This window comes from Halalkalibacter sp. AB-rgal2, from assembly GCF_041821005.1.
Lineage (GTDB): Bacteria > Bacillota > Bacilli > Bacillales > Bacillaceae_D > Halalkalibacter.
Map to the genome: position 1 here is coordinate 1 of NZ_JBGUAV010000017.1, position 23,939 is coordinate 23,939.

Annotated in this window: 23 protein-coding genes, 1 rRNA gene, 3 pseudogenes and 1 riboswitch; of the genes and pseudogenes, 6 read left to right on the forward strand and 21 right to left on the reverse strand. The window is 40.1% G+C overall.

What is annotated here, in order from left to right:
* Positions 1–76: ribosomal RNA gene (locus ACERJO_RS13450) — 16S ribosomal RNA — on the reverse strand; the annotation flags it as partial.
* A gap of 256 nt (positions 77–332) precedes the next feature.
* Complete coding sequence (locus ACERJO_RS13455; protein WP_247107044.1) at positions 333–560, reverse strand: hypothetical protein; 228 nt, start codon at positions 558–560, stop codon at positions 333–335.
* Between the two features lie 320 nt (positions 561–880).
* Between ACERJO_RS13455 and pdaB the strand changes: the two genes are divergently transcribed.
* A complete protein-coding gene (gene pdaB / locus ACERJO_RS13460; protein ID WP_247107043.1) occupies positions 881–1,642 on the forward strand; it encodes a polysaccharide deacetylase family sporulation protein PdaB in 762 nt (253 codons plus the stop codon).
* 344 nt (positions 1,643–1,986) lie between these two features.
* Here pdaB and ACERJO_RS13465 read toward each other — a convergent pair whose 3' ends face one another.
* A complete protein-coding gene (locus tag ACERJO_RS13465; RefSeq protein WP_247107042.1) occupies positions 1,987–2,580 on the reverse strand; it encodes a KinB-signaling pathway activation protein in 594 nt (197 codons plus the stop codon).
* A 145-nt stretch (positions 2,581–2,725) separates the two neighbouring features.
* Between ACERJO_RS13465 and gerD the strand changes: the two genes are divergently transcribed.
* Entirely contained in the window at positions 2,726–3,343 is a 618-nt protein-coding gene (gene gerD / locus ACERJO_RS13470) for a spore germination lipoprotein GerD (RefSeq protein ID WP_373647837.1), read from the forward strand.
* Positions 3,344–3,879: 536 nt separating this feature from the next.
* On the opposite strand, the gene ACERJO_RS13475 is transcribed toward gerD, so the two are convergent.
* The 5 genes from ACERJO_RS13475 to ACERJO_RS13495 all read right to left on the reverse strand — a co-directional run bounded on the left by ACERJO_RS13475 (position 3,880) and on the right by ACERJO_RS13495 (position 8,226).
* Positions 3,880–4,932 carry an Mrp/NBP35 family ATP-binding protein gene (locus tag ACERJO_RS13475; protein WP_373647839.1) on the reverse strand — a complete coding sequence of 351 codons (1,053 nt, stop codon included), beginning with the start codon at positions 4,930–4,932 and terminating at the stop codon, positions 3,880–3,882.
* A gap of 98 nt (positions 4,933–5,030) precedes the next feature.
* Complete coding sequence (cwlD, locus tag ACERJO_RS13480) at positions 5,031–5,744, reverse strand: N-acetylmuramoyl-L-alanine amidase CwlD (RefSeq protein ID WP_247107054.1); 714 nt, start codon at positions 5,742–5,744, stop codon at positions 5,031–5,033.
* A 442-nt stretch (positions 5,745–6,186) separates the two neighbouring features.
* Complete coding sequence (locus ACERJO_RS13485) at positions 6,187–6,627, reverse strand: YbaK family protein (RefSeq protein ID WP_247107039.1); 441 nt, start codon at positions 6,625–6,627, stop codon at positions 6,187–6,189.
* A gap of 178 nt (positions 6,628–6,805) precedes the next feature.
* Positions 6,806–7,066 carry a hypothetical protein gene (locus ACERJO_RS13490; protein WP_247107038.1) on the reverse strand — a complete coding sequence of 87 codons (261 nt, stop codon included), beginning with the start codon at positions 7,064–7,066 and terminating at the stop codon, positions 6,806–6,808.
* A 163-nt stretch (positions 7,067–7,229) separates the two neighbouring features.
* A riboswitch (cyclic di-GMP riboswitch) is annotated at positions 7,230–7,316 on the reverse strand.
* 88 nt (positions 7,317–7,404) lie between these two features.
* Positions 7,405–8,226 (reverse strand): methyl-accepting chemotaxis protein, encoded by an 822-nt coding sequence (locus tag ACERJO_RS13495; protein WP_373647841.1) that lies wholly within the window; start codon positions 8,224–8,226, stop codon positions 7,405–7,407.
* A gap of 136 nt (positions 8,227–8,362) precedes the next feature.
* Here ACERJO_RS13495 and ACERJO_RS13500 point away from each other — a divergent pair, with 136 nt between their 5' ends.
* Positions 8,363–9,121 carry an SDR family NAD(P)-dependent oxidoreductase gene (locus ACERJO_RS13500; RefSeq protein ID WP_373647842.1) on the forward strand — a complete coding sequence of 253 codons (759 nt, stop codon included), beginning with the start codon at positions 8,363–8,365 and terminating at the stop codon, positions 9,119–9,121.
* A 101-nt stretch (positions 9,122–9,222) separates the two neighbouring features.
* Here ACERJO_RS13500 and ACERJO_RS13505 read toward each other — a convergent pair whose 3' ends face one another.
* The 6 genes from ACERJO_RS13505 to ACERJO_RS13530 all read right to left on the reverse strand — a co-directional run bounded on the left by ACERJO_RS13505 (position 9,223) and on the right by ACERJO_RS13530 (position 14,574).
* Entirely contained in the window at positions 9,223–9,804 is a 582-nt protein-coding gene (locus ACERJO_RS13505; protein ID WP_373647843.1) for an FtsX-like permease family protein, read from the reverse strand.
* The gene (locus ACERJO_RS13510; protein WP_373647844.1) at positions 9,746–11,191 is read right to left on the reverse strand and encodes an ABC transporter permease; all 1,446 of its coding nucleotides are present in this window, start codon (positions 11,189–11,191) and stop codon (positions 9,746–9,748) included. The genes ACERJO_RS13505 and ACERJO_RS13510 overlap by 59 nt, the downstream gene beginning before the upstream one ends.
* Entirely contained in the window at positions 11,181–11,945 is a 765-nt protein-coding gene (locus ACERJO_RS13515; RefSeq protein WP_373647846.1) for an ABC transporter ATP-binding protein, read from the reverse strand. The genes ACERJO_RS13510 and ACERJO_RS13515 overlap by 11 nt, the downstream gene beginning before the upstream one ends.
* Positions 11,946–12,018: 73 nt before the next feature.
* Complete coding sequence (locus tag ACERJO_RS13520; RefSeq protein WP_373647871.1) at positions 12,019–13,014, reverse strand: sensor histidine kinase; 996 nt, start codon at positions 13,012–13,014, stop codon at positions 12,019–12,021.
* A complete protein-coding gene (locus ACERJO_RS13525) occupies positions 13,014–13,718 on the reverse strand; it encodes a response regulator transcription factor (protein WP_373647848.1) in 705 nt (234 codons plus the stop codon). Before ACERJO_RS13525 ends, ACERJO_RS13520 begins: the two co-directional genes overlap by 1 nt.
* Before the next feature lie 16 nt (positions 13,719–13,734).
* Positions 13,735–14,574, reverse strand: coding sequence for an AraC family transcriptional regulator (locus ACERJO_RS13530; protein WP_373647850.1), 840 nt, complete (start codon positions 14,572–14,574; stop codon positions 13,735–13,737).
* A 128-nt stretch (positions 14,575–14,702) separates the two neighbouring features.
* On the opposite strand from ACERJO_RS13530, the gene ACERJO_RS13535 reads away from it, so the two are divergent.
* Positions 14,703–16,268 (forward strand): glycoside hydrolase family 43 protein, encoded by a 1,566-nt coding sequence (locus ACERJO_RS13535; RefSeq protein WP_247107052.1) that lies wholly within the window; start codon positions 14,703–14,705, stop codon positions 16,266–16,268.
* Between the two features lie 135 nt (positions 16,269–16,403).
* Here the strand turns inward: ACERJO_RS13535 and ACERJO_RS13540 are convergent, their stop codons facing one another.
* The 4 genes and pseudogenes from ACERJO_RS13540 to ACERJO_RS13555 form a co-directional block, all read right to left on the reverse strand.
* The gene (locus tag ACERJO_RS13540; RefSeq protein WP_373647851.1) at positions 16,404–16,736 is read right to left on the reverse strand and encodes a type II toxin-antitoxin system RelE/ParE family toxin; all 333 of its coding nucleotides are present in this window, start codon (positions 16,734–16,736) and stop codon (positions 16,404–16,406) included.
* 5 nt (positions 16,737–16,741) lie between these two features.
* A complete protein-coding gene (locus ACERJO_RS13545; protein ID WP_035347531.1) occupies positions 16,742–16,990 on the reverse strand; it encodes a type II toxin-antitoxin system prevent-host-death family antitoxin in 249 nt (82 codons plus the stop codon).
* Between the two features lie 668 nt (positions 16,991–17,658).
* Positions 17,659–18,444: an SDR family oxidoreductase gene (locus ACERJO_RS13550; protein WP_373647852.1), complete on the reverse strand. Its 786-nt coding sequence runs from the start codon at positions 18,442–18,444 to the stop codon at positions 17,659–17,661.
* A 135-nt stretch (positions 18,445–18,579) separates the two neighbouring features.
* Positions 18,580–18,852 (reverse strand): annotated as a pseudogene (locus ACERJO_RS13555) (SDR family NAD(P)-dependent oxidoreductase); the annotation flags it as partial.
* On the opposite strand from ACERJO_RS13555, the pseudogene ACERJO_RS13560 reads away from it, so the two are divergent.
* A pseudogene (locus tag ACERJO_RS13560) lies at positions 18,851–18,994 on the forward strand (TetR-like C-terminal domain-containing protein); the annotation flags it as partial. The pseudogenes ACERJO_RS13555 and ACERJO_RS13560 overlap by 2 nt on opposite strands.
* A gap of 689 nt (positions 18,995–19,683) precedes the next feature.
* Here ACERJO_RS13560 and ACERJO_RS13565 read toward each other — a convergent pair.
* Together ACERJO_RS13565 and ACERJO_RS13570 are read right to left on the reverse strand one after the other, a co-directional pair.
* The gene (locus tag ACERJO_RS13565; RefSeq protein ID WP_373647853.1) at positions 19,684–21,771 is read right to left on the reverse strand and encodes an SA1320 family protein; all 2,088 of its coding nucleotides are present in this window, start codon (positions 21,769–21,771) and stop codon (positions 19,684–19,686) included.
* A 24-nt stretch (positions 21,772–21,795) separates the two neighbouring features.
* Positions 21,796–22,701, reverse strand: a complete 906-nt coding sequence (locus ACERJO_RS13570; RefSeq protein WP_373647854.1) for a DUF1672 family protein — start codon at positions 22,699–22,701, stop codon at positions 21,796–21,798.
* Positions 22,702–23,316: 615 nt separating this feature from the next.
* On the opposite strand from ACERJO_RS13570, the gene ACERJO_RS13575 reads away from it, so the two are divergent.
* Complete coding sequence (locus ACERJO_RS13575) at positions 23,317–23,415, forward strand: putative holin-like toxin (protein ID WP_247107031.1); 99 nt, start codon at positions 23,317–23,319, stop codon at positions 23,413–23,415.
* A gap of 402 nt (positions 23,416–23,817) precedes the next feature.
* On the opposite strand, the pseudogene rpsI reads toward ACERJO_RS13575, so the two are convergent.
* Positions 23,818–23,883: pseudogene (gene rpsI / locus ACERJO_RS13580) on the reverse strand (30S ribosomal protein S9); the annotation flags it as partial.
* Positions 23,884–23,939: the final 56 nt, after the last annotated feature.

Genomic DNA, 23,939 nt, shown 5'->3' on the forward strand with positions numbered 1-23,939 from the left:
TTAAAGTCCGCTCGACTTGCATGTATTAGGCACGCCGCCAGCGTTCGTCCTGAGCCAGGATCAAACTCTCCATAAAAGTTGAGTTGAATTAGCTCATATACTACATAAAACATTGACGAGATTCCTTGTTGCTCTCGCAACAATTGTCTCTTTTTCGCTTGGCTTTTGTTCAGTTTTCAAAGAGCTTGCTTGACATCGCTCTTAAGCGACTAAAATAATATACCACGGTGAATCATCGTTGTCAAATTAAATTTCATAAACAATATGACTGCTACCGGGTGGATTAATAATTTAACATGTTTGCATCATCGAGTCAATATATTTTTCAAAAATTATTGCATATTTCTTCGGTTTCTTTTCAATAGATACTTTAACGTTTCATTTGCAGGAACAAAACGTTTATACATATTGAATATAACCTGATATTTCTCTTCCATCGCTACCTTCACGACGTCATCAATACGAGGATCAGATAAATCTAATAAGATTTCCTCCATTTCCCTTCTTAACATATACTCCACTTCTTGTACTTCCTGCTCATTAAACATGAACCCTAACACGCGACCACCTCGACTATTGGAAATAAATCATCACTTTATTATTTTTGAATACAACTCTATGAGCATCTATCTTGGAAACATCATGCGCAGTCGATACAATCATTTAAACTTGCCTGAAACAAAACGTGTACCGACGGCATAGATACTTTCCCTTCTCTCGTTATTTCTTCCAAAAACTATTTCTGCAAATTTCATGCTTGCTTATCCATTTAAAAAGTAACCTCCTTAAATTCTTTTCGTTTCTGATGATTTTTATTCATATCTTGTCCAGTTTTGAAATAGATTGATGGTAACGAACAACGACGAGGAGGACTAAACCATTGAATTTCTATTGGATCGTAAGCGCAAAAAAAATAAAGCAACTAATGCTAATCATACTTGTTGCCTTTTTCACCGCGAGTTTAGTGTTTGTCGAACGAAATCAAATCAGTGTTTTTTCAACAACGGATGGACCACAAGCTTTTTACAAAGCCGAGATTGATAAGAAGCAAATCGCCCTTACGTTTAACATTAGCTGGGGAGAGGAGCAGTTACTCCCTATTCTTGAAATTTTAGATGAAAAGGGGATTGAACAGGCCAACTTCTTCGTCTCTGCATCTTGGGCTGAACGATACCCTGAGTTAATTGAAGAGATCCACAAGCGTGGACACAGCATCGGAAGTCACGGCTATCGTTACAAAGACTATGTTACATGGGAGCAGGACAAAGTAAGGAATGATTTAAATAAAAGCACACAAGTACTAGAAGAATTAACGGGCGAGAGGCCTACGTTGCTACGACCACCAAATGGGAGCTTCAATAAAGAGGTATTATCCATATCAGATCGAGCTGGTTATAGCACCATTCATTGGAGCGTCAATTCAAATGACTATCAAAATCCTGGGGTAGAAGCTATTATCCAATCTGTAGTGCCAAACACGGAGCCTGGAGATGTGATTTTATTTCATGCTTCTGATTCTGTTAAACAAACCCATCAGGCATTACCAATCATTATTGATCAATTGCAAGATGCAGGATTTTCTTTTAAAACTGTAGAGGAATTAATGGCTAACACAGAAACTCAAACAGAAGAAATACATTAAGGAAGGTTGTTCAAGAAGGACTGGCTTTCCCTTGTTGAATGAAGCAATGAACATAGCCGCTACATCTTTTAAAAATCTTATGATCAGTGGTTTTCTGAGCACAAAGGCGCGTAACGAACGGAGCCATTTTCAGAAGGAGTTCGAAAAGAAAGAGAAAGCCAAATCAGAGAAATAAAGAACTGTAAACAGCACGTGGACTAATGCACCCCGTCTCAGTCCAACCGTCTGCAGTCCATCGGAAAGTCTAGAATAGGGGGACCACTTATAAATTCCATCGTGCTAAAGACGTTACAAAAGGGTGCTTCCAATGGTTATTATTAGCCCTAGAAGCACCCCTTATCCTGTTATTTAACTGGCTGTTTCGTAAGCCTGTGTAAAATCAACAATTGATACGTATTAGCAAAAAGAAGAGGAGTTAAGTATAACCAGAGCCACTTAGGATCATTTACAGTGAGTGCAGGCACCCATTCAATCGTTGTCACGACTACCATAAAGAACAACGCAGGCACAAATGCTCCTTCATGCGTATCCCTCGCCTTTAAGTAAGCGACTACTAACCCATATGCTAATAATAAAATCGGCATCACCATGTACCCAAATATCGTTTGTCCCTCTTCAACAAATGCAATATACCTAAAGTAAATAAGGTCAAAAATAACAAACGCAACTAAAATAAGCTGAACGGCATTCCATAGTTTATGTGACTTAAACAAACCAAGTCCGAAACGGTGGACCGTCAAGTAAGCGAAAAAACCCATCTGGCTAATCAACGTAAAGGCTGCACTTATTCCTAAAAGCCAAACAACCCCAAAGACTAGATTCAAGAAAGAGCCCTCTACATACATGTCATAATCTAAAATTAAACCAACAATGGCACCACTAACACTTCCAATAAGCAATGTAGTAAAAAAAAGAAAGACGACTTTACGACTATTCACTAGCTAATCCTCCAAATTCAGTTATGCTGTCATGATTGTATCAAACCTCATTCATAAAATGCTAGCTGTTCTCACGCGTTCATGAATAATTTCAGTGAAAATATCTCAAATTAATGACAAAATGACAGAAAGGAGCTAGACAGCTATGACTTTTCGTACCTTCATCTTATTAATATGTCTCCTTTTCACGTTTCTTACTAGCTGTGCAGCAGCTGAGAACGGCAACCAACCTCCTGATTACGAAAGCATGAAGAAAATGATGGTCGATATGCTTAAAACTGATGAAGGGAAGCAGGCCATCCAAGAGCTTCTAGCCGATGAGGAAGTTCGAAAAGAGCTTGTGTTAGAAGATACATTTGTTCGTGACACGATCCAACAAACACTGACGTCTGAAGAAGGAAGAACATTTTGGACTGAGGCAGTGAAAGACCCTGAATTTGCCAAAATCTATTCAGAAACGATGCAAACAGAAAATGAAGAAATGATTAAGGTATTAATGAAGGACCCCGAGTATCAATCCATGCTAATTGATGTCCTTCAAGACCCTGAAATGGAGCAAGCATTACTCGAATTAATGAAATCAAAAGAATATAGACAACAAGTGATGACCATTATTTCAGATGCTTTTGAAAGTCCCTATTTCGTAGCAAGGATTAATGAAATATTAATGGGAATAGCAGAGGAACAGCTCGATAAGCTTGTTGAAAAGCAGGACGAGCAGGAACAAGAGGGACAAGAGGGACAACAAGAACAATCTAGTTAATGCTTTAAGGAAAACCACGCAATGGGAGAGCACTGAAAAAGTTTGATTTTTAACTTTTTTAGTGTCCTCTAAGCAATGTGCGAAACCGTTGTCTGTTGAATGGGTTTCTCCTATCATGCGAGCAACGAGTGAGCCGTTTGCCTAAACAAAGGTACTGAAAAGTCGATTTGCCCTTTTTCATTGGCCTCTGCTGCGGTCTTTGCTTAATGGCTTCATACGTTACAAGGTCTTTTGGATAAGATCACGTGCTACAGGCGGTTCCTCATTCCGCTATTTCGACTATTTAGACTCATTTTGGACTCGTTTTAGTCGAATAGTGGAATGAGGGTTACCTTACTTTCTTCTCACCACTGTTTCAATCATTTAGCGGCAAGAGGATTCCCTTTAGTCTTTTTATTGGCGTTCCGAGGGGAAATGACTCTGTTCGCTACGCGTCTTGTTGCGAGAAAAGCACTCACCACAAGACTTTTATAAGATATAGCGACTACAATTGCTTCATTCAACAAGAGGACAATCCACCTTTTTTTAAACACCCTCTATAACGTTTTCTCGATCACTTTTTTCGAAATATCCATATAAATCTCTCCGATTGGATGAGTCTCCTCATACACCGAAGGAGCAAAGACATCCTCTCTTAGGTCCGGCTGCCCTAACGGAATACGCCCTAGCATGTCGGTTTTCAACTCCTCGACTAGTCGATCGCCGCCACCTTGTCCAAATACATATTCCTTCTCCCCTGTTAGCTTGCTTTGGAAATAGGCCATATTTTCTACGACCCCGAGGATTTCATGGTGGGTTTTGATAGCCATAGCACCTGCCCTTGCAGCAACAAACGCTGCTGTTGCGTGCGGTGTTGAAACAATGATCTCTTTTGAATGCGGGAGCATCGTATGAATATCAAGTGCCACATCACCTGTACCAGGAGGTAAATCAAGGATTAGATAATCGAGCTCCCCCCATTCGACCTCGGAGAAAAACTGATTAAGCATTTTGCCAAGCATAGGCCCACGCCAAATGACAGGAGCATTCCCTTCTACAAAAAAGCCCATTGAAATCACCTTAACACCAAATCGATCAACAGGATGAATTCGCTCATTGATCACCTGTGGACGCTCTTCAATCCCCATCATATCAGGAACGCTAAAGCCATAAATATCAGCATCAATAATCCCTACTTTTTTTCCGAGACGGGCAAGCGATACAGCTAGATTCACCGATACCGTTGATTTACCAACACCACCTTTACCACTCGTCACAGCAATAAATGTTGTGTTATTGCCTTCATCTAATAAGCTCTTTGCTTCACCGGGGTGGGGAAATCCCCCAAGCGCTTGAATTTCTTCTTCCTTCAATTCCTCAAATCGAAGACCTACTGAATCCACTCCCTCACCTTTTAACAATTGGACAATTTCTTGTTGAATGTCCATTTGTTCAGCTGTCCCTGTTTTAGCAAGAGCTACCTTTAAGCTAACGTGGTCACCGTTTATTTTAATTTCACGAATCCCATTCGTGTCGACAATACTTTTATTTAAATCACGATCTATTACTCCTTTAAGCCAACCTTTAATCTCTAATTCCGTAAAAGCCAAGTATGACACCATCCCTTTTTTAATAATATATACAGTATAGCACAAGCAGGAAAAGGGCTTCATTCTTTACGGTTCGCAATATTGAAGTGACCATAAAATCACAACGGGGGCTTCTCATTCGTATACATACGTAATAACCCTTGATAGATAGACGCTGCAATTTTCTGTTGGTATTCCTCCGTATTCAGCTGTTCCGATTCAAATGGGTTAGAAAGAAAACCCGCTTCAATTAATACACCTGGAATGGTTGCTTCTTTAATAACATATACGTTATGGATTGGCTTAGCTTGTCGAGTCGTATTTTCCAAATTAACCCGAAGCTCATCTTGGACAAACTTAGCCATAGGTTCATTTTCAGGAATCGCGCGATTATAAAAGACTTGCGCTCCGCTCCATTTAGGTGAAGGGATGGCATTTAAATGAATACTAACGAATAAATCTGCATCTGATTCATTAATCACTTCTACACGTCTTTTTAAATCTTGTATTTTACGATGGCGGATCTTCTGCGTATCAGCATCAGCAAGATCTCGATCTTCTTCACGCGTCATCAAAACAAGGGCTCCAGCTTCTTGTAAGTAGTCACGTAATTGCTCACTAATGGCCAATGTCACATCCTTCTCTAACACTCCGGCCTTCGAAACCGCTCCACCATCAATCCCTCCATGTCCTGGATCTATAATAATAACCTTCCCAGACAAAGGGAGGTTCCACGTTCCCCATGAATCGTTACTAACAAATTGATATTGAATCACACTTAATAAACACACAACACCGATGGCAAACATGACACCTTTTAACCATTTTCTTATCGTCACCGTATTCCCCCCTCGTCCCCGTCTACTTATGTATATTAGGACAAGTAAAAGAATATGAAGTGATTTTTAAGAAAAGCTGCTCAGCAGTCTTATCTTAATGCCGTCGTGCGAAGCACAACAGCAACGAACCGCATACAGCGCGGCCCCGCCTCCTCCTATCGTCTCCGCTTTCCATTGAGAGACAATAGGAGCGCGCAAAGAACAAAGGGAATCCTCATTCCTCTAAATCGGGCAAACCCCGCTCCCTAAGAAGAAAAAAGGAACCCTCATTCCTCTATTTGAGCTATATAAGACCAAAAGAGCAATAAAAGCTGAAATAGAGGAATCAGGAACCGTAACGACATGAATAAGTGAAGTAAAGGAAAAATAAAGGAATGAGGAACCATATACAGCACTTACTCACTCCCTCCTTCATTACATACTTCTACCCTCTTATCTAATGCAACCTCATCCGATAGCGCTTCTCTCCTTCACGAAAGCCTTTGATCCACCAATTATGAACAAAGGCATCGGTGGCTACCTTTAGCGAATCCAACACATATTCTGTATCAGTCAGCCAACCTTGCATCATATAGAACACCATATGGGTAATCTCCGTTAACTCCTCATCACAACGCTTTTTGACATCCATTTCACTCTCGCCATAATAACCAAATTTCGCGTAGTCCGCTCCTAACAAGTAAGCGTCAATCGCCATATCCATACAAGGATCAACTAAAAATGGATGGGAAAGCACATAAGCAGGAAAAACAGACTCAAAATGAAGCTGTACATCCTTTTTCAGCTCCTTTAATGATAAGCTCTTTAATACACTCCGCTCGAATTTCCACTGTTTCTCCCTTCGTTTATCCGCTAATGTTGTTACAACCGTTGTCACAAAATCCTCTCCTCTTGTTTTGTTTTCCTTAGTATGAGGAGTTGATCCATGACACATGCTGAGCAATCGTTGTCGGTTTTGGGTTTAATTACATAATAAAAGCTCTAGGTCTATCCAAAAAAAATAAGCTCCCAAAAGTCGTTTCACCTTTTAGGAACATTTTCTTCATCATTGTTATTCACTTCTTATTATAAATCAGTAGCTCCAGCTCTTCTCGATGCTTCTTTGCTTCTTCCTCCATTTGAGCCTTTTTCCGATTATTCATTTCTTCTTTTATGTATACCATCTCTGTCTTAATATCAGATGTTTTCTCAAATTCAAACGCATTTCGAGCAAATTTCAAGTCTGCCAATAAGTCGTTATAACGGGTAATGAGCTGTTCAATAGACCAATCAGTTAAATTCAATAACCTCTTCAAATTCGGTTCAACTTTATACATGTTCGTTCCCCTTCCTATTTTGGCCTTCTGTTTTTTACCACGGTCGGACTACCTAATGCCGTTCTATCTTAGATACAACAAACATTTATCATTAGGACATGTATTATTCACATAAAAAAAGCGGATACCCAAGAACATAGATATCCACTCTCATATCAGTCCCTTCGGCAACCCGGCTACCTTAGTATAATCCTACTTTAGGCCCGCGGCTTTGCGTCCTTATTTTTCAATAAGTTTGCTATTATCGTGAACAATTATTTATTTTATGTTTCAATTGTACCAATTATAAGTATAAAAATCAAAGGTTTTCTCTTACTTTAGATACATTTTCATCCTTGTTATAGGACGTTTGACTCCATATATGTCTTTAGTTTCTTTGATGTCTCCGTTAAGTTCTCAATTTCCGCCATAAATTCGGTTACGAGCTTCGCTTCTTCTTGAGAGCTTGTCGCAATTTCATGAAAATCCTCCTGCATCTGTTCAATCGAAGACTTAATAGCTGTTAATGTATCCTCTATGCTTAAAGTTGCGTTCTTTGAGTCAATCGCTAATTTTCTCACTTCATTTGCAACTACGCCAAAACCAGCACCTTCTTTACCTACCCGAGCAGCCTCGATTGCTGCATTTAAACCGAGTAAATTGGTTTGATCACTAATCCCTTTAATCGTACCAGTCACTTCCGTAATTTTCGATGAATGCTCTACTGTACTCTTTGTATTTTCATTAATTTGTTCAGTCGTTGCTGATAGCTCTTCAGAATGTGCAGCAATGTGTTGTACTTTTCCTAGTAACGAATCAGCTACCTTATCCATACTTAAAATAATTTCATTAAATACATCTTGATTTTTCGTGCTTACAGCAGCATTAACGGCTGCAATCACCTTGCCGTTCTCATCTTTAATTGGAAAGGAAATACTATTAAACGGCACCCCGAATTCTTCTGCCGGCACCTTTACAACCGTTGTCCCTTCTGCATTGACCATAGCAAAATTCAAATAGGCATCTGGCAGTGGATCTCCTGGTTTATGCTCGAAATTTAATTCAGCACTTGGTGAATAGAACAAATATTGCTTATCATCAAAAACTGTAATCATCGTTTCCTCTCGTAAGATCTCTTTTATATATGGTACTGATGTAATAAACGCTTGTACTTTATCCAACTAAAAAACTCCTTTTATTCTCAATATTATTGAACGTCACATATCAAATATCGACCTTTTTTCATAAAAAGTAAAGCATTTTACTGTATTTTTTTTAGTTCATATTGCATACTAAATCTGAAATGGAGGAATGAATATGGAACTATACAAAAATAAAGTAGCGATTATCACTGGAGCCGGTAGTGGAATTGGGCGTGCGACTTGCTTACTACTTGCAGAAAAGGGTGCACGTATAACAGTTGTTGATATTTCAAAAGAAGGCGGAGAAGAAACCGTATCTCTTATTCAAGAGCTCGGAGCAGAAGCCATCTTCGTTCAAGCAGATGTAGGCTCACGGGATGAAGTAAAACAATATGTCGATGAAACAGTAAAAGCCTTCGGAACGATTGATATGTTTTTCAATAACGCTGGAATAGAAGGGTCTGTTACGAAGTTAGCTGAATACCCTGATGACCTATTTGAAAAAGTGGTCGATATTAATCTTAAGGGTGTTTTCTACGGAATGAAATACGTTATTCAAGTAATGCTTGAAAATGGGGGAGGTTCGATTGTGAACACTGCTTCCAATGCTGGAATTGTCGGTACTCCAGGTGTGAGTCCTTATGCAGCAACAAAGCATGCTGTTGTCGGCTTAACCAAAACAGCTACGGGAGAATATGCGGGCCAAGGTATTCGCGTTAATGCCATTGCTCCAGGACCAACGGCAACAAAAATGATGGAGCGCTTCACCCAAGGTTCAGAAGAAGCAAAAGTAGCTGTCGAATCAGGCATTCCTGCTGGACGTTACGGTACACCAGAAGAGGTTGCGCATTTAGTCGTTTATTTATTAGGCGATCAGTCTGCGATTATTAACGGTGCCGTATATCCAATTGATGGTGGGTTAACGGCATTATAGGAGCTTTTTATGTTTTGTATTGCATGAAGGCAATGTGCCCTCATGCAATACGTATCTATGTGGACGAGTCCTTTCTTTGAAATCTTATACTTTCACCACATTCACAATGACCCCATCAATTCCTTCATAAACTTACGCTTCGCGAGCTGATAATACACGATTTGTAAGGTGAAATAAAAGAGCGCAACGATGATGAAATTCGTCGTAAGTAGAGTATTCTCCTTGATCCCTCCACCATCTTTAGCAAAAATAACAATATAGCTATAGGCAACGAGCAAGCCGTTAATTGGAGCGAAAAAGAAGAGCAAGCGTAGTTCTTTTGCAATATTTTTCCTTACTTCCTTTTCCGTTATTCCAATTTTGTATAGCTTTCCAAATGTTTGTCGCTCTTGCTCAATGTTCGAGAACACATTTAGGTACAATAGCATGAAGGTTGCGAGAAAGAATAATGCACCTAAGAAGCTCGACACAAAGAAGAGCAGCCCACCTGCTTTACGATTTAAATGATATTCCTCTATTTTAGAACGTGGCTTCATCACATCTTCCTCTGAAGCATAATACAGATACGACATTAACGGATCCCGTTCCATCTCACTATTCCCTGCTTGAAAACGCTCCTTTAGCTCATAGAAGGCATCCCCTGCTCCTTTCCAATCCGAAATGGAAATTCGATGTATACACATCAAGGCTCTCTTTAATGTTTGAGTAATCATCTGAATGCACAATTATAAAATCCGAAAAATACAGCGAAGAATGATCAAAAACGGGTGCGATTAACTTCTCCTTCATAGAGAATGATAAATCTTCATCAATCGAAATGGTCCTCTCAGCAAACTCACGATCATTTGCATATAATGAATCTGTGTTTTCAAAATAAATATATTCACCCTTACTTACAGACAATTCCTTTGAATATAATTGATTAAGCTCTTCAATCGAAATAAAGCTATAACGAATATAATCATCCCATTGAGGATGAGGCTCAAAGTAATCAACCACTTCTAATACATCGTGCTCCTCAATGACATGATCGTTTGTATGAAAAAGTTGCTCTAGCTCTTCATTAGAAATCGTATTTTTCATCGTCGTCTGAGGAAAGAAGACATCATATATATACCGTTCATCCGCTAGCTGTTCTGCAGACGAGTAGAAATAAAGGAGCATCGACGTATAGAAAATGGTTACCATTGCCATCGTTATAATTAACATAAAAATGCCTTTTAATTGTTTAAATTTATAGTCAACATTTGCTAAAAACAGCACCTGCCTATAATAGAAAGACTCTTTTTTCTTTGCAAGTTCAAGCATAACACTTCCTAGCTGAGATAAACTCAAATAAAGCCCAATCAATAAAACAACGGTCCCGACTAAAAGAACTGTACCATCATTAATGCTGTTATCCACCTCAGAAAAAAAGTAGTATTGCAGAGCTATTGAACCAATCACGAGCGCAATGCCGACACCACCAAGTAATGGACTACGTATTCGATTTCCCTCAGAGACCCTTCCATCTTTAAATGTCGTTGTAATCTCACTCCTGCTCGTCACGATTAATGAGTGACAAACAGCCCCTGAAAAAATAACGAGGAAGATTCCGATTGTCGCAGCAAACATCCTTCCATTTAATTCAAATGGCACATCATTTAAATCAATGACGTTCATAAGCAGAAGAAAGAACAATCGCGAAACGACGCTCCCTGACAATAATCCCGCCAAAAGTGATAGCACGGCAATCGCACCGTTTTCTAGCAGCAGAAGCTTACGAATATCTTTATCAGACATTCCTAACATCATGAAAAGACCAAATTCCTTTTTCCTTCTTTTAATAAAAATCGAATGGGCATAATTGATAAAGAAAACCGTAAATGCAAGTAACGCCACTGTAGGGATCATTAATACAGCTGAAATCGCCTCTTCTTCCATTTCATTTGCATGGACAATCGCTTCGTTAAAATAAATCGTTGAAAACATAAAAAAAACCGTCACAACAAAGCTATTACAAATAAAATAAAAGAGGTATTTCCTTTGATTCACCTTCGCCATTTTCCAAACAAGATCATTAAAGGTCATGGCTTCTTCCTCCTAGAACAGCAAGGTTATCCATAATATGATCGAGAAATTGTTTCCGGCTCCCTTTTTTCATAAGCTGAGAATGAATACGCCCATCCTTTATAAAAATTACCTTCTGACAATAACTCGCTGCGAAAACATCATGTGTTACCATTAAAATCGTCGTTTGCAATGTCGTTACGATGTCGTGAAAGCATTCTAATATAGCCGTCGAGGACTTCGAGTCTAAGTTCCCCGTCGGTTCATCCGCAAAAAGGATATCGGGATCATTCACTAACGCCCTACATACAGCAGCTCTTTGCTGTTGTCCCCCAGACACATGATAAGGGTATTTACCAGCAAGCTCACTTATCCCGAATAACCCCATGACATGTGCAGCCTTTTCGTTCATATACGAGGAATTCCTCTTTTCTAGAATCATCGGCAATATAATGTTTTCTTTGATCGTTAGACTATCAAGCAGATGAAACTCTTGAAACACAAAGCCTAACTGCCTTCGTCGAAATAAGGCAAGCTGCTCTCTCTGCATCGTGCTTATTTCATCACCGGCTATCGTAATCGTTCCAGCCGTCGGTTTATCGATCCCACTCAATAAATTGAGCAAGGTCGTTTTCCCACTACCTGATGGCCCCATAATCGCAACAAATTCACCTTTTTGAATGGAAAGACTCACACCATCAAGCGCTGTTGTAGCCCCTTGTTGTTGATGCTCTCCATATATTTTCATTAATCGTTCTACATGTACAATCTCCATACTTCTTCCCCCTCCTCTCTCTATACACTAATAAACAAGCTATGTCCTAACCATCGCTCAAGCTAAAAATACCTTACGATTTTGTAAGGTATGTAATCGAAACCGTCGTTCCTTTGTTTAACTCTGAATGAACGGATAATGCATGATCTAGCTTTTCTGCGATTTTCTTGCATAAATAGAGGCCAATTCCTGAAGAGTGGCGAAACTCGCGCCCATTCTCACCAGTAAAGAATGGATCAAAAATCCGCTCCATATCATAGGGAGGTATCCCAATTCCATGATCCGTTATCGATACAATGACACGCTGATGCTCGCGCTCCACGCGAACTATCATTTTCTTGCCTTGACCACTAGAATATTTAATGGCATTCGAGATAACTTGATCTAGCATGATGTTATTCCATTTTTTATCTGTTAGGACAAGTAACTCTTCTTGCTCACATTCAATAAGTGGGTAGACGCTGTTATAGATAAAGTCGCTCTTTCTCTCATTAATCACTTCTCGTAACGAAGTGATTAGGTGAACCGCACGAATTTCAAAATCATTCTCAAAACGTTCCATTCGTATCATCGTTAAACCTTGCTCAATCCTCGTATGTAACATTTTATTTTCCTGCTTCAGCCTCTTCATATCCTCCTCATTCTCTAATTGACGATCTAATATGAGCTCCATAACAGACACCGGTGTTTTTAAATGATGAATCCAATGGGAGAGAAAGGCCATACCTTCTTTATGCTGCTCCACTAATTGGCTATGCTCAGCATTCGTCTGACGATTACGTCTATCTAACAATTGCTTCATCTGTGCTTGTTCTTTTGACTTTGGCTGAAGCTCCGCATATTCGTCCATAAGTAAAAGCTGAACACGCTTATTAAATTGATAATAATTCGTTCCATCAACCAATAAGAAAACGACTAAAAAAAAGAAACCGATATAAACGGGATAGAGAATTTCATTTCGAATGGGATCACTTAAATAGAAGAATCCAATGACACAAATGAAGCTCATCAAGTAAAAAGTCATAAAAAGCGCGCGATCCTTCAAATAGTTAGAGAGGATTCGTTTCATCACCTGTCACCACTCCGTTCATCATAATGAAAAATATAACCAACCCCTCGCTTGCTTTTTATCACTGTATCCTTTAATCCAATTTCAGCCAGCTTCTGCTTGATTCTCGTAATATTGACCGTTAACGTATTATCATCAACAAACGCTATATCATCCCAAACTTCTTCAATTAATTGCTCTCTTGATAAGAACGTGCCGTTGTTCTCCATGAATTTTTTCATAAGCTTATACTCATTTTTACTTAGCTCTACTCCTTGTTGCTTAAAGCTCATCGTCAGCTTTTGACTATCGATAGACAAATCACCGATCGAGAACACACTTGTATCCCGTTTTGCATACTCACCGTATACTCGCCGAATCGTTGCTTTCACCTTTGATAGCAATATGTCAAACGTAAAAGGCTTTGTGATATAATCGTCAGCTCCATATTCAATCGCCATAACCTGATCAACCTCAGCACTTTTGGCTGAAATCATGATAATTGGCACATTCGAATGCTTTCGAAGACTATGACATAAAAAATAGCCATCATAATAAGGCAAATGAATATCTAACAAAACGAGGTCTGGTTGTATTTGAATAAAGTCCTCCGTAACGGTTTTAAAATCTGTTTGCAAAAAAGCCTCATATCCATGCTGTTCAAGCGCTTCCTTCATAAGAGACTGTAATGATTGATCATCTTCAACGATAAACACCTTATACACGTATTCCCCTCCTCACTTATTTTCGCTTTTGCTTGCGATAGGATAACGGTCTGACTCCCGTTACTTTCTTAAACGTCACATTAAAATTAGCCGTATAAGAAAAGCCAACAAGCTCAGCAATTCGCCCTATTGGCGTTGACGTTTCTCGCAATAGACGCTTCGCCTCGCGTATACGCACAGCTTGTACATAGTCCTTGAACGTAAAGCCGGTTAACCGTTTAAAGCTACGACTTAAATAGGCCGGACTAATATAGACGGCTTTAGCTACTTCATCTAACGTAAGTGCCTGATCATAATGCTTCTTTATATAGCTAGCAACCTCAGTTACCTTTTGTTGTAAAGGGTGATCAGAATGGATGTGTCGGTTGCTTTCTTCGACTTCTACTCGTTTCATTTGAACAAATAGCTCGGTCAATGCGGAACGGACACATGCCTCATAGCCGATTCGTCGCTCGCGGCTTTCTCGGTACATCTTCTCGATCACCTCTTCAATCAGCGGTTGCTCGTCTACTTGAAACCGAAACAAGGAACGAGAAAACTGGGCAAACGAAGCTTGGAATCGGCTTAATTCCAGCTCTATAAATTCATCTGAAACGTTCATTAGCATCCGCTCACATTCCAGATCATTTGAACTGCTTGTCCGATGAATATCATTCGGCTGAATGAAGATTAAATCTCCTTTTTGCCCTAAGTATACCGTATCGTTAATAAAAAAGTATTTGCTCCCATGATAAATATAAAATAGCTCATATGAGGAATGAGAATGAGGACGTGTCATTCTGGAATACCCCGTTTGATACATATATTGAATCGAAAAATGAGAGCCTTCAATATAATATTTTTGTTCATCTTTCATTTTCGCCACCCTCTCAAAATTGAGCAAACATCACTAAAAATGAGCCATAATTAAGCAAGAAACACAAACATTTTTTGCTTTTATTATACTAAACTAATGGAAACAAAGGAATGAAAGGGAGGAAAATCATGAAAACGTTTCAAAATCCAATTATCCCTGGCTTCTACCCAGACCCATCGATTTGTCGTGTCAATGATGATTATTACCTTGTCACCTCTACCTTTGAATACTTCCCCGGTGTACCGATCTTTCATAGTAAGGATCTCGTGAATTGGCGACAAATCGGCCACGTGCTCGATCGGCCTTCACAATTAAACCTTGATGGCACACCTTATTCAAAAGGAATCTATGCACCAACGATTCGTTATCACGAAGGAACGTTCTATATGATTACAACGTTCGTTGAAAGTCAAACAGGGGCTCGTCGCAACTTCTACGTGACAACCGAAGACGCAGAAGGAGACTGGTCCGATCCGATTTGGCTAGAAGGCGCACCAGGAATTGATTCATCGTTTTTCTTTGATGAGGATGGCACATGCTACTGTACAGCAAACCGCAAGCCACCTTCTGGTCAACACTATCCAAAGCATATGGAAATTTGGCTACAGGAGGTTGACTTAGAGAAAGGGACTTTAGTGGGGGAACGCTATAGCTTATGGGATGGCGCTCTTAAGCAAATCCACGCGCAAGAATCACCCCACCTTTATAAGCGAAATGGCTATTATTACTTACTGATCGCAGAGGGTGGCACTGGCCACACTCACTCCGTCACGGTCGCCCGAAGCAAGTCTCTTACCGGTCCTTATGAAAACTGCAAGCTCAATCCAATATTGACACATCGTCATTTAGGAAGAGACTATCCTATCGTCAATGTCGGTCATGCCGATATCGTCGAAACTCAGGACGGTGAAGGATGGATGGTTGCCCTCGCTTCAAGGCCTTATGGGGGCTATTACCGCAACCTCGGACGAGAAACATTTCTCGTTCCGTTCACATGGGAGGAGGATTGGCCACTCGTCAATCCAGGAAAAGGAATCATCGAAATCGAAACAAAACGCCCCTCACTCCGTGAACACCGCTGGCCAACAGCACCTGCTTGTGACCATTTTGAAGCAGCCGAATTAGATCAACGCTGGAACTTCATCCGTACGCCTCGCGGTGACTTCTGGTCATTAGCTGAGCGACCCGGCTACCTACGCTTAAAGCTAAAGCCTGAAATGATTAATGAAGAGGTCAACCCAAGCTTTATCGGGAGACGCCAAGAGCACCTATCCTTCGCCGCTCGCTGTGCGTTAGAGTTCGAGCCGCACCACGAACAGGAGGTAGCAGGAATCGTCCTCTTGCAAAATCACAACTATCAATATCGAGTCGAGCTCTCTTCCATCAACGGAGATAGAAGGCTTCAGCTCATCAAACGCGAGGCAGGAGCTGAGGAGGTTGTCGCACAAGCGAAGCTACCAGAAAGCGAAAAGCTCTATTTAAAAGTAGAGGCTATCGAACAGGATTATCATTTTTATTATGCTACAAAGTTCGAGCAATGGCAGACACTGAAGGAATATGTCGATGGCCGCATCCTCAGTACTGATGTTGCAGGAGGATTTGTCGGAGCGTATATCGGTATGTATGCGAGCAGCCAAGGAGCAGCAAGTGAAAATGTCGCTGATTTTGATTGGTTTGAGTATCGAGGGATGTAGACATATGTGTCATTCTTACATTGAAGGCATTGGAAAGGTGATATAGCCTTTTCCAATGCCTTCTACTGTATCTTGCTTTGTTTTACGAATAACGTTCGTTCATCCACATATTTCTCAACGATTTTAAAGGTTTCACTATTCCTTATTTGAATTCATTTCTTCGTTAAATAATAACTTTACATAATCTCTTCTCGAATCTAAAATTCGATAGATCGAAACATAAACATCATCAAATTTATAAAAAACAATGTAGTTACCACTGACTAAAAACCGGTAATCTGTTTCAATATGAATTTTTGATGATAACTGTAGACCTAACATTGGATAAACTTTTAGTTTTTTGTAACTCTCAATGATAGTTGAAACTATATTTACAGCAGCCGTCGGATTATCAAATTCTTTAATCATATATTCCTTAATATCATACAAGTCTTGTTTAGCAACAGGGTTTATTCTCAACTTATACATAAAGATTAAACTCCTAGATCATTCTTAACTTGTTCTTCAGTTAGCCATTCATCTCCAGTTTTTATTGCTTTTTCAGCTTCCATAAGCTTTGAAAGCAGTTTAATCGTAGCTAGGTTTTTCTCATATTCTTCAATATCAATAATCGCATATTTACCTCGTCCATTTTTCGTTAAAAAAACCGGCTCACCTACCGCGATGTCCTTTAAAACTTCATTATAATTTCTTAAATCTGAAACAGGTTTAATATTTGGCATCATATTAACTCCTTTCGCTGAAATTATTATACCATTATTTCACTTAAAATAATACGTCGAATTCAACAGCAGGAATGTTCTGAAATTGATTAACCCTCATCAGGTTCTCGTAACACATACAACTTATTGAACTCTACTGATTAGAGAGTCTAATCCCCAGTAACTTCTGTTTATTATATAAAAAGTCAATAGCTGTTTATCGCATTCCATCAGAGAGAAAAAAGGATCTCACAAAGAACAAAGGGAATCCTCATTCCGCTATTAAAGCTAAATGAGACCAAAAAACCGAAATAGCGTAATGAGGAACCGAAGAGCACGCGACCTACGCCCTCCGCTTCTGCAACGCTAAACGCTTATAAATTCTGATTATGTAAGAAAAACACGACAGCATCTTTTCTGTAAGCGACGTGTGAAGCCGTTACAGAGGCTTTCAGTTTTTCTGAAATTGGAGTTCTTTCAGAAAAACGTGTAACGCGCGAAGCCGTGGCTCTTCTTTGAGTTTGCCAATACCCTCTATTCTTTCCCCACATTTCCTTCCTCGAATTTTATAAGTCTGATTATGCAGTAAAAGAAGCAAGAGACCCTCCCCTTGCTTCTTTTAGTAATCGATATTGTTTTGATATACCTTTTTGGATAACCGAATTGCAAATAAAAGGGGCAGCCATATCTTAATACTTATAAGATTGTCCACCATCAATTGGCACAACCGCTGCATTGACAAATCCTGCTTGATCAGATAGAAGGAAGGCAGTAAGGTAGCCTACTTCCTCTGGTTTGCCAAAACGTTTCATTGGGTTAGGCTCAACAAACGCTTTCCCTACTTCTTCCCATCCATCTTCACCACCAATTTGTTTTAATGATCCTTCAACCATTGGTGTCATAATGGCTCCTGGTGCAATCGCATTAATCGTAATACCAAATTGACCGTACTCAATAGCTGAATTACGTGTTAAACCAACGACTCCATGCTTACTAGCCGCATAGCCTGATTGGTTACCAACGCCACGAATACCACCAACAGAAGCCGTATTTACGATATGGCCGCTACCTTTTTCTTTCATCACTTTAAGAACATATGTCATACCATAAAATACACCATTTAGGTTGACATCTACAACTTTACGAAACTCCTCAGAACCGAAATCTTCAGTCGCGTTTTGTTTCCCTTCAATTCCAGCATTATTAAAGAAACCATCAATTGTTCCAAATGCTTCTACTGTTTTATCCACATAATTTCTAACTTCATCTTCGTTAGCGACATTAGCCGTTACTAAAAGCACGTCGGCATTTAGAGCTACTTTTTGAACCTCGCTTTTTGTTTCTTCTAATCCTTTTTCATTTAAATCAACTAAAGATAGCTTCGCTCCTTCTTTTGCTACCTGTAATGCAACAGCACGACCTAGGCCAGATCCTGCTCCAGTAATTAGTACAACTTTTCCTTCAAATCTTTCCATGACAGTCACCTTCTCTTCTTATTATTACGTGAACAACATTGCAGGACACCTCGTTAACATTAAACTGCCCAACTTTATCGATTTCATCACAACTTAGGAGAAAGCTACCCATTTGGTTACATTCACATTCTACTATTATTGTGCCGTGTATCCACCATCAACGACTAGGGAATGATCAGTCATGAAAGTAGTGTCATCGCTGGCCATGAATAATACCGCTTTTGCCATTTCTTCTGGTTTACCTAGACGTTTCATTGGTGTTGCATTTGTTAGGAATTCTCTATCTGTATCACCTAAAATGGGTGTTTCAATAAATCCTGGACATCATGCATTGATACGAATATTACGTTCTGCAAATTCTAAAGCAAGGGAACGAGTCACGTTCACGACACCAGCTTTTGCTGCATTTAAACGCTACACCGCATATGGCTTTTATGGTCTGTTAACCAATTGGATCAACACGGGTTTTGAAATTTCTCAGGAAGAATTAATTAAGGAAGTCATAACAATAACAACGCTTATAAAATCTACCTTTTTTAACCGAAGTTGAATTACAAAAGCAAATAACAAACAACCCTCAGACGGATAATGCCTTAATTCTAACGCCTGGATCAAAAATTACTTTAAAGACCGATACGGGTATTGATAAATTCTTAACCGTTGGGGATAAAGACTATTCTATCAACTTCTAAGACCTCCCTTGGACATACTTATATCGAAGAAAAGAATAGAATAATTCGAAAGATGCTTCATGTACAAAACCCCGATGTAGTCCCTGAACTTTCTAAATTGTCGTAAGAAGATTTAGCGGTCTAAGAGAAATAGAGCATTCGTTTCAAAGTGCGATAAATAACTTAGGTGGCACTGATTCATATCAGACTTTAGATCAAGCAGTGAATGCATTCGGCAGTCTCATCCGTTACGCAAACGAGCAAGCCCCATATATTCCTGTCGCACTGCATAAAATACAGATTAGAGTTAGCTGGCATTGATACGAACAAGCCCTTTTACATCAATGGCCAGGAATTATCCTTTGATAAGGATTAACTGTTATCAAAACCAAACCGTTAGTTACTAGCTCCTAGCAAAGAGGTAACGTGGAAAGGGAAATAGGCGCTCGTCGATCTCTAATGACCCGATTTTGTCGCATTCCTTATAGATCAGTAGCACACCAACGACAAAAAAAGATGAACGTTGACCCATCTCACATTCACCTTCATCATTGTTAGATTGTTAGTTTTAGCCTGTTGAACAACGTTTCACTTGTTCATCCAGCACTTGTAGATTTCCAACGACATTATTTGATACCTCTCTCAGCATCCTAATCGACTTCGCTCGATTCATTTGGAAATGATAGTACACATCGTCAAAGACAACCTCCGACTCTCGTATGAGCGACCGTGCGGCATGGTTATAGAAATAGACATTCTGGTAATCTTCTTGACGGAATAACGCCGAATCCACATAGGGACGTAGCTTATTGACGAGTGTTGGGTAATTGTCCTGTAACATAGATAGCCCATTTCGAAGCCCTTGCACCGTATCGATGAAATCATCTAGCTGCTCTCGCGCCCGGTTCACTGCAGCAATAACTTGGCTCTCATAATTGAAAAAGGTTCGTAAAGCGGTATCAGCTAATTGAACTTTTCTCCCTAACCGAGAATCTTCTCTAATCGCAAGCTGAATCGCCTCTGCTCCTAACTTGATGCTTCCTAAAACGAAGTCAATCGCCCCAACTAGCGTGACAACAATTGGATATGTACTCAACCTAAACCCTTCAATTGCCATATTACGATGCAATTCTTTGAACTTCATAAAATAAAGCATGTAAGGCGACTCCTCCAATGTCACGATGTTCGTGCTCTGAACAGGACCCGATAGCCCTACTGTCCCCCCCTGGCGAACCGCGTCTGTTATTTGATGGTCGACATATTCAAATTCTGAAGCCGTTTGCGATACTTGACTTCGAAACTCCTTCACTTGCGTTAAGACTTGCTCCTGATTCCGACCGACCAATTCGTGGTGAGCCGCTAACTCATCGACAACCACATCCAAAAAGACCTTCTGGCCTCCTTTTAATAAGTCCTCTACTTTGTCCATGATCAGTTCATTGACATAAGAAGACAATTCGTCGACTTTTTCTTCTAATTCATATAAATAATTTCGAACAGGAGCGAACAAACTAGCCACATCAACGCTCGTGTTAAAAAGGGATTCGACTAATTCCATCGGTGGGGAATTTAAAAGGATGTCAAGGGACGCACATTGTGCTTCTGCTTGATCAAGTAAGGTATGTAAACGCTGAATGATCTTTTTTAATTCATTATGAGGTAAATGGATATTGAAAAGCAATTGCCGATCCGCAAGCTGCTCAAACATGTCGAGAAAGGCCTCGCGCAATTCATTCACCCGCCTATGCTTTTGCGTTCTCTGATGCTCAACAATATCCATTGCATGAGTCAGATACGTTTGAGCTAACGTCAACCGGTCAATCACAGCAGGCTCTAACCCTGCACCTAATAGAGACAGCTGTTCATAGTCAATCTGAATGCGCTCAGAGCGTTGTCCATATAACGGCTGCCCCGTCCAAATGCTCGTCACAATGTGTCGATCGGCATCCATGTATATATGGCCGTACCCTGGCTGTCCGTACTCTCCAATCGTTAACGTTGGCACATGGCGATTGCCGTCCTTTATATACCCCGTATGATTCGGGACAAGCTGTGCTAAGCCCGGAACCCCTTGATAAATCTCAACATGCTTTCCAGGGACTTGATGAGCAATCCTCCCCGCTCGAAGCGCCGTCGTCAAAATATCATTCTCCGTCAAATAATTGGTCATATTCTCATACTCTGTATCAGGATCAAGCAACCCTGCCGGAAGAGGCGCCGGATTCAACGTCACAGCCCGCATATGAGGAAAGGCAACAGCAGCCGCATTCGCCAAACTACCACCAAGCGAATTACCCGCAAGCGATTCAACTTCAATCCCTAGCTCTACCTGAACCGACTCCACATACGCCACTCCCGCCTCAAGCTGTGCAGGCGTTGGCCCCGTCAAAAGCTGCACATTCGTCTTCACATCCTGCATGCCGTACTTGCTTTCGACGTCCGTGCCGACGAACACGACGGTGTATTCGCCGGTTTCGAGGTTTTGAACGGTTAGGGCATCGAGACCGGTGGGGTGGTTGTATTCGGTGTGGATGACCTCAAAATCTCTATTTTCTATTGTAATACTTGAACCTTCTTCATGCTCTAGATACGCATGTAAACCTCCCATTTGTACAAGTTCCCTATCAGATGTACGATTCATTGTAATTTGATCCACCTTATTGCACCTCCAACTCTTATATCAATCTCTTATAATCTTGTTTGGTGTATTACGTCTAAGATAATTTTGATCATTTCCTGTACCGGTACGTTTAATAACATTATTATCGCGTAACAAAAACGCGTATGCCCCTCGAGGAATACAATTCATAGATTCCAAATCATCTACAACCATGTCAAATATCTCTTCATCTGGATCCACCCCTGGTTCACTCATATATAAATTGATTACTATTGATAAACTCTCTGCTTTATAACTTTCTATATCAAAGTGCTCTCTCAATTCCTCTTTCGTGATATCTGGATTATTGAGATACAGTTGATTGACCTCTTCTAACTCATCCATCGTCAAAGGTTGAACGAAGAAGTGAGGGGTTGTATACCCGGTCGCTTTCACGTTATTAACCGCCTCTTGCCGTAGCCCTACTACCGGATATTCCTTCGTTAATCCGACTAAATACTCCTCTAACGCTTTAAATTCATCCTCCATGATCATCGCCAGCAGACCACCAAAAAGGCTTTGCTCGACTTGCCCTTCCTCAGTCCAAACATCCTCTGCCCGAACTCGTTTGTTTTCAGTGTCAATCGGGATAACGGCAAACGTATGAAAATGGGGTTCACCAACCGATTCAACAAACACCGTCGCTCCTCCTGATGCCCCTACTGCATTGTGAACGATCACATCGGTTTTGTATTCCTCTCGAAAAAACGCTTGTACCGCCTCTTCGATGTCGGGGAACAATTCCTGTGCTAAGTCATTCGTTGCTTGACCACCGCGAAGTCTGTATTCTTCTCCTGTATATTCATTGACGCTCATCAACGTACGTTCTGCATGTTCTTCTTCTGAAATTTCACCAAACATCGATAAACAACCTCCTAAACTCATCACACTCACTACCATACACATAGCTAAACAAAGACGTCTCATCGTGATCCATCCTCCTTACGAGGTTTTCAATTCCTTACGTTTCTTTTGACAAATTCTAGTGTAACGTATCAGAAGGAACTATTTAACACTTTTTCTTATATTCATGTGAAACAGGTCATTTTGATCAGGGCTTGAGAATCAGAAAAAAGGGTAATCATTCTATGAAAAGAGAGGAGTTTAAAGGAGATCAATACGAGTACAAACGCTTCTTTCTAGGAGTAGCTGTTAATTCACTTTACGTAAGTATTGGACCGTAATTAAATTGGATTTTTAGCAAGCACTTAAAAGCATTTGGTTTACTTGGCCACTGAAAAGGTTTGATTTTTAACTTTTTTGGTGCCCTCTTAGTGTAACGCTTCACGGTGCACTTTTTTCTTTGTTGAAGGAAATTGCACCAATAAAGGTAGTTATCCAAATACTTGGTTCCCACACATTAATCGCCCAGAACATCGATATAAAAACCGTAAAACACCTTGATATTACAGGGTTTTCTTTATGAAAACAAAGGTGTACTGTGGATATTTATGGTATAATAGATGATAGATATTCATTCGATTTAGCGTTTTTAAAAAACGGATAGGGTGGTTGGTGTTGTCCCCGAAAGGGGGTGAGGCCATGACGACATTTCAGGCTCTAACACTCATGATTTCTTTCTCGACTATGATGATAGCGCTGATTGCCGTTGTTATTGCTATTTTGAACGTAAAAAAATAGCCCCCCTATTCGCATGGGCGAGGGCTATTTTTTCTTCATAGAACAGATAACACGAATCCCCTATTAAGAGAATGGATATCTAGTGGCCACAGCGGGAACTGTGGTCACTTTTTAGTATATGCTTTGTTAGTACCATCTTACCACAATTTCTCCAAAAGTACACGACCTAAGCAAAATTAACAACGCGCAGATAGCAAACGAACCATCGATTCAAATAAGAGGCATTGGATATTTACACTCCCGTGACCGAAGAAGCGAAGGAAAAAACAGCCGAGATGTTCCAGAAGTACATGACTTTTTAGCTCGGGGTATTCAAGGGGTATTCAATTCCACATCGGGGCATGAAAAAACCCTCCTGCTCCATAAGAGCAAAGAGGACTGAACGTTGATATAACAAGGATATTAACGTTTTGAGAACTGAGGTGCACGACGTGCTGCTTTAAGACCGTATTTCTTACGCTCTTTTATTCAACTATTAAATATGAAGAAACTGGGAATGAAATGATTTTCGAAAAGCCTTATTT

Excerpts from the sequence above, each read along its gene's own strand:
- ACERJO_RS13570 (WP_373647854.1), bottom strand. The coding sequence starts at position 22,701 with ATGAGACGTCTTTGTTTAGCTATGTGTATGGTAGTGAGTGTGATGAGT.
- ACERJO_RS13490 (WP_247107038.1), bottom strand. The coding sequence starts at position 7,066 with ATGTATAAAGTTGAACCGAATTTGAAGAGGTTATTGAATTTAACTGAT.
- ACERJO_RS13575 (WP_247107031.1), top strand. The coding sequence starts at position 23,317 with ATGACGACATTTCAGGCTCTAACACTCATGATTTCTTTCTCGACTATG.
- ACERJO_RS13520 (WP_373647871.1), bottom strand. The coding sequence starts at position 13,014 with ATGAAACGAATCCTCTCTAACTATTTGAAGGATCGCGCGCTTTTTATG.
- ACERJO_RS13500 (WP_373647842.1), top strand. The coding sequence starts at position 8,363 with ATGGAACTATACAAAAATAAAGTAGCGATTATCACTGGAGCCGGTAGT.
- ACERJO_RS13530 (WP_373647850.1), bottom strand. The coding sequence starts at position 14,574 with ATGAAAGATGAACAAAAATATTATATTGAAGGCTCTCATTTTTCGATT.
- ACERJO_RS13550 (WP_373647852.1), bottom strand. The coding sequence starts at position 18,444 with ATGGAAAGATTTGAAGGAAAAGTTGTACTAATTACTGGAGCAGGATCT.
- gerD (WP_373647837.1), top strand. The coding sequence starts at position 2,726 with ATGACTTTTCGTACCTTCATCTTATTAATATGTCTCCTTTTCACGTTT.
- ACERJO_RS13535 (WP_247107052.1), top strand. The coding sequence starts at position 14,703 with ATGAAAACGTTTCAAAATCCAATTATCCCTGGCTTCTACCCAGACCCA.
- ACERJO_RS13510 (WP_373647844.1), bottom strand. The coding sequence starts at position 11,191 with ATGACCTTTAATGATCTTGTTTGGAAAATGGCGAAGGTGAATCAAAGG.
- ACERJO_RS13505 (WP_373647843.1), bottom strand. The coding sequence starts at position 9,804 with ATGTGTATACATCGAATTTCCATTTCGGATTGGAAAGGAGCAGGGGAT.
- ACERJO_RS13515 (WP_373647846.1), bottom strand. The coding sequence starts at position 11,945 with ATGGAGATTGTACATGTAGAACGATTAATGAAAATATATGGAGAGCAT.
- ACERJO_RS13540 (WP_373647851.1), bottom strand. The coding sequence starts at position 16,736 with ATGTATAAGTTGAGAATAAACCCTGTTGCTAAACAAGACTTGTATGAT.
- ACERJO_RS13545 (WP_035347531.1), bottom strand. The coding sequence starts at position 16,990 with ATGCCAAATATTAAACCTGTTTCAGATTTAAGAAATTATAATGAAGTT.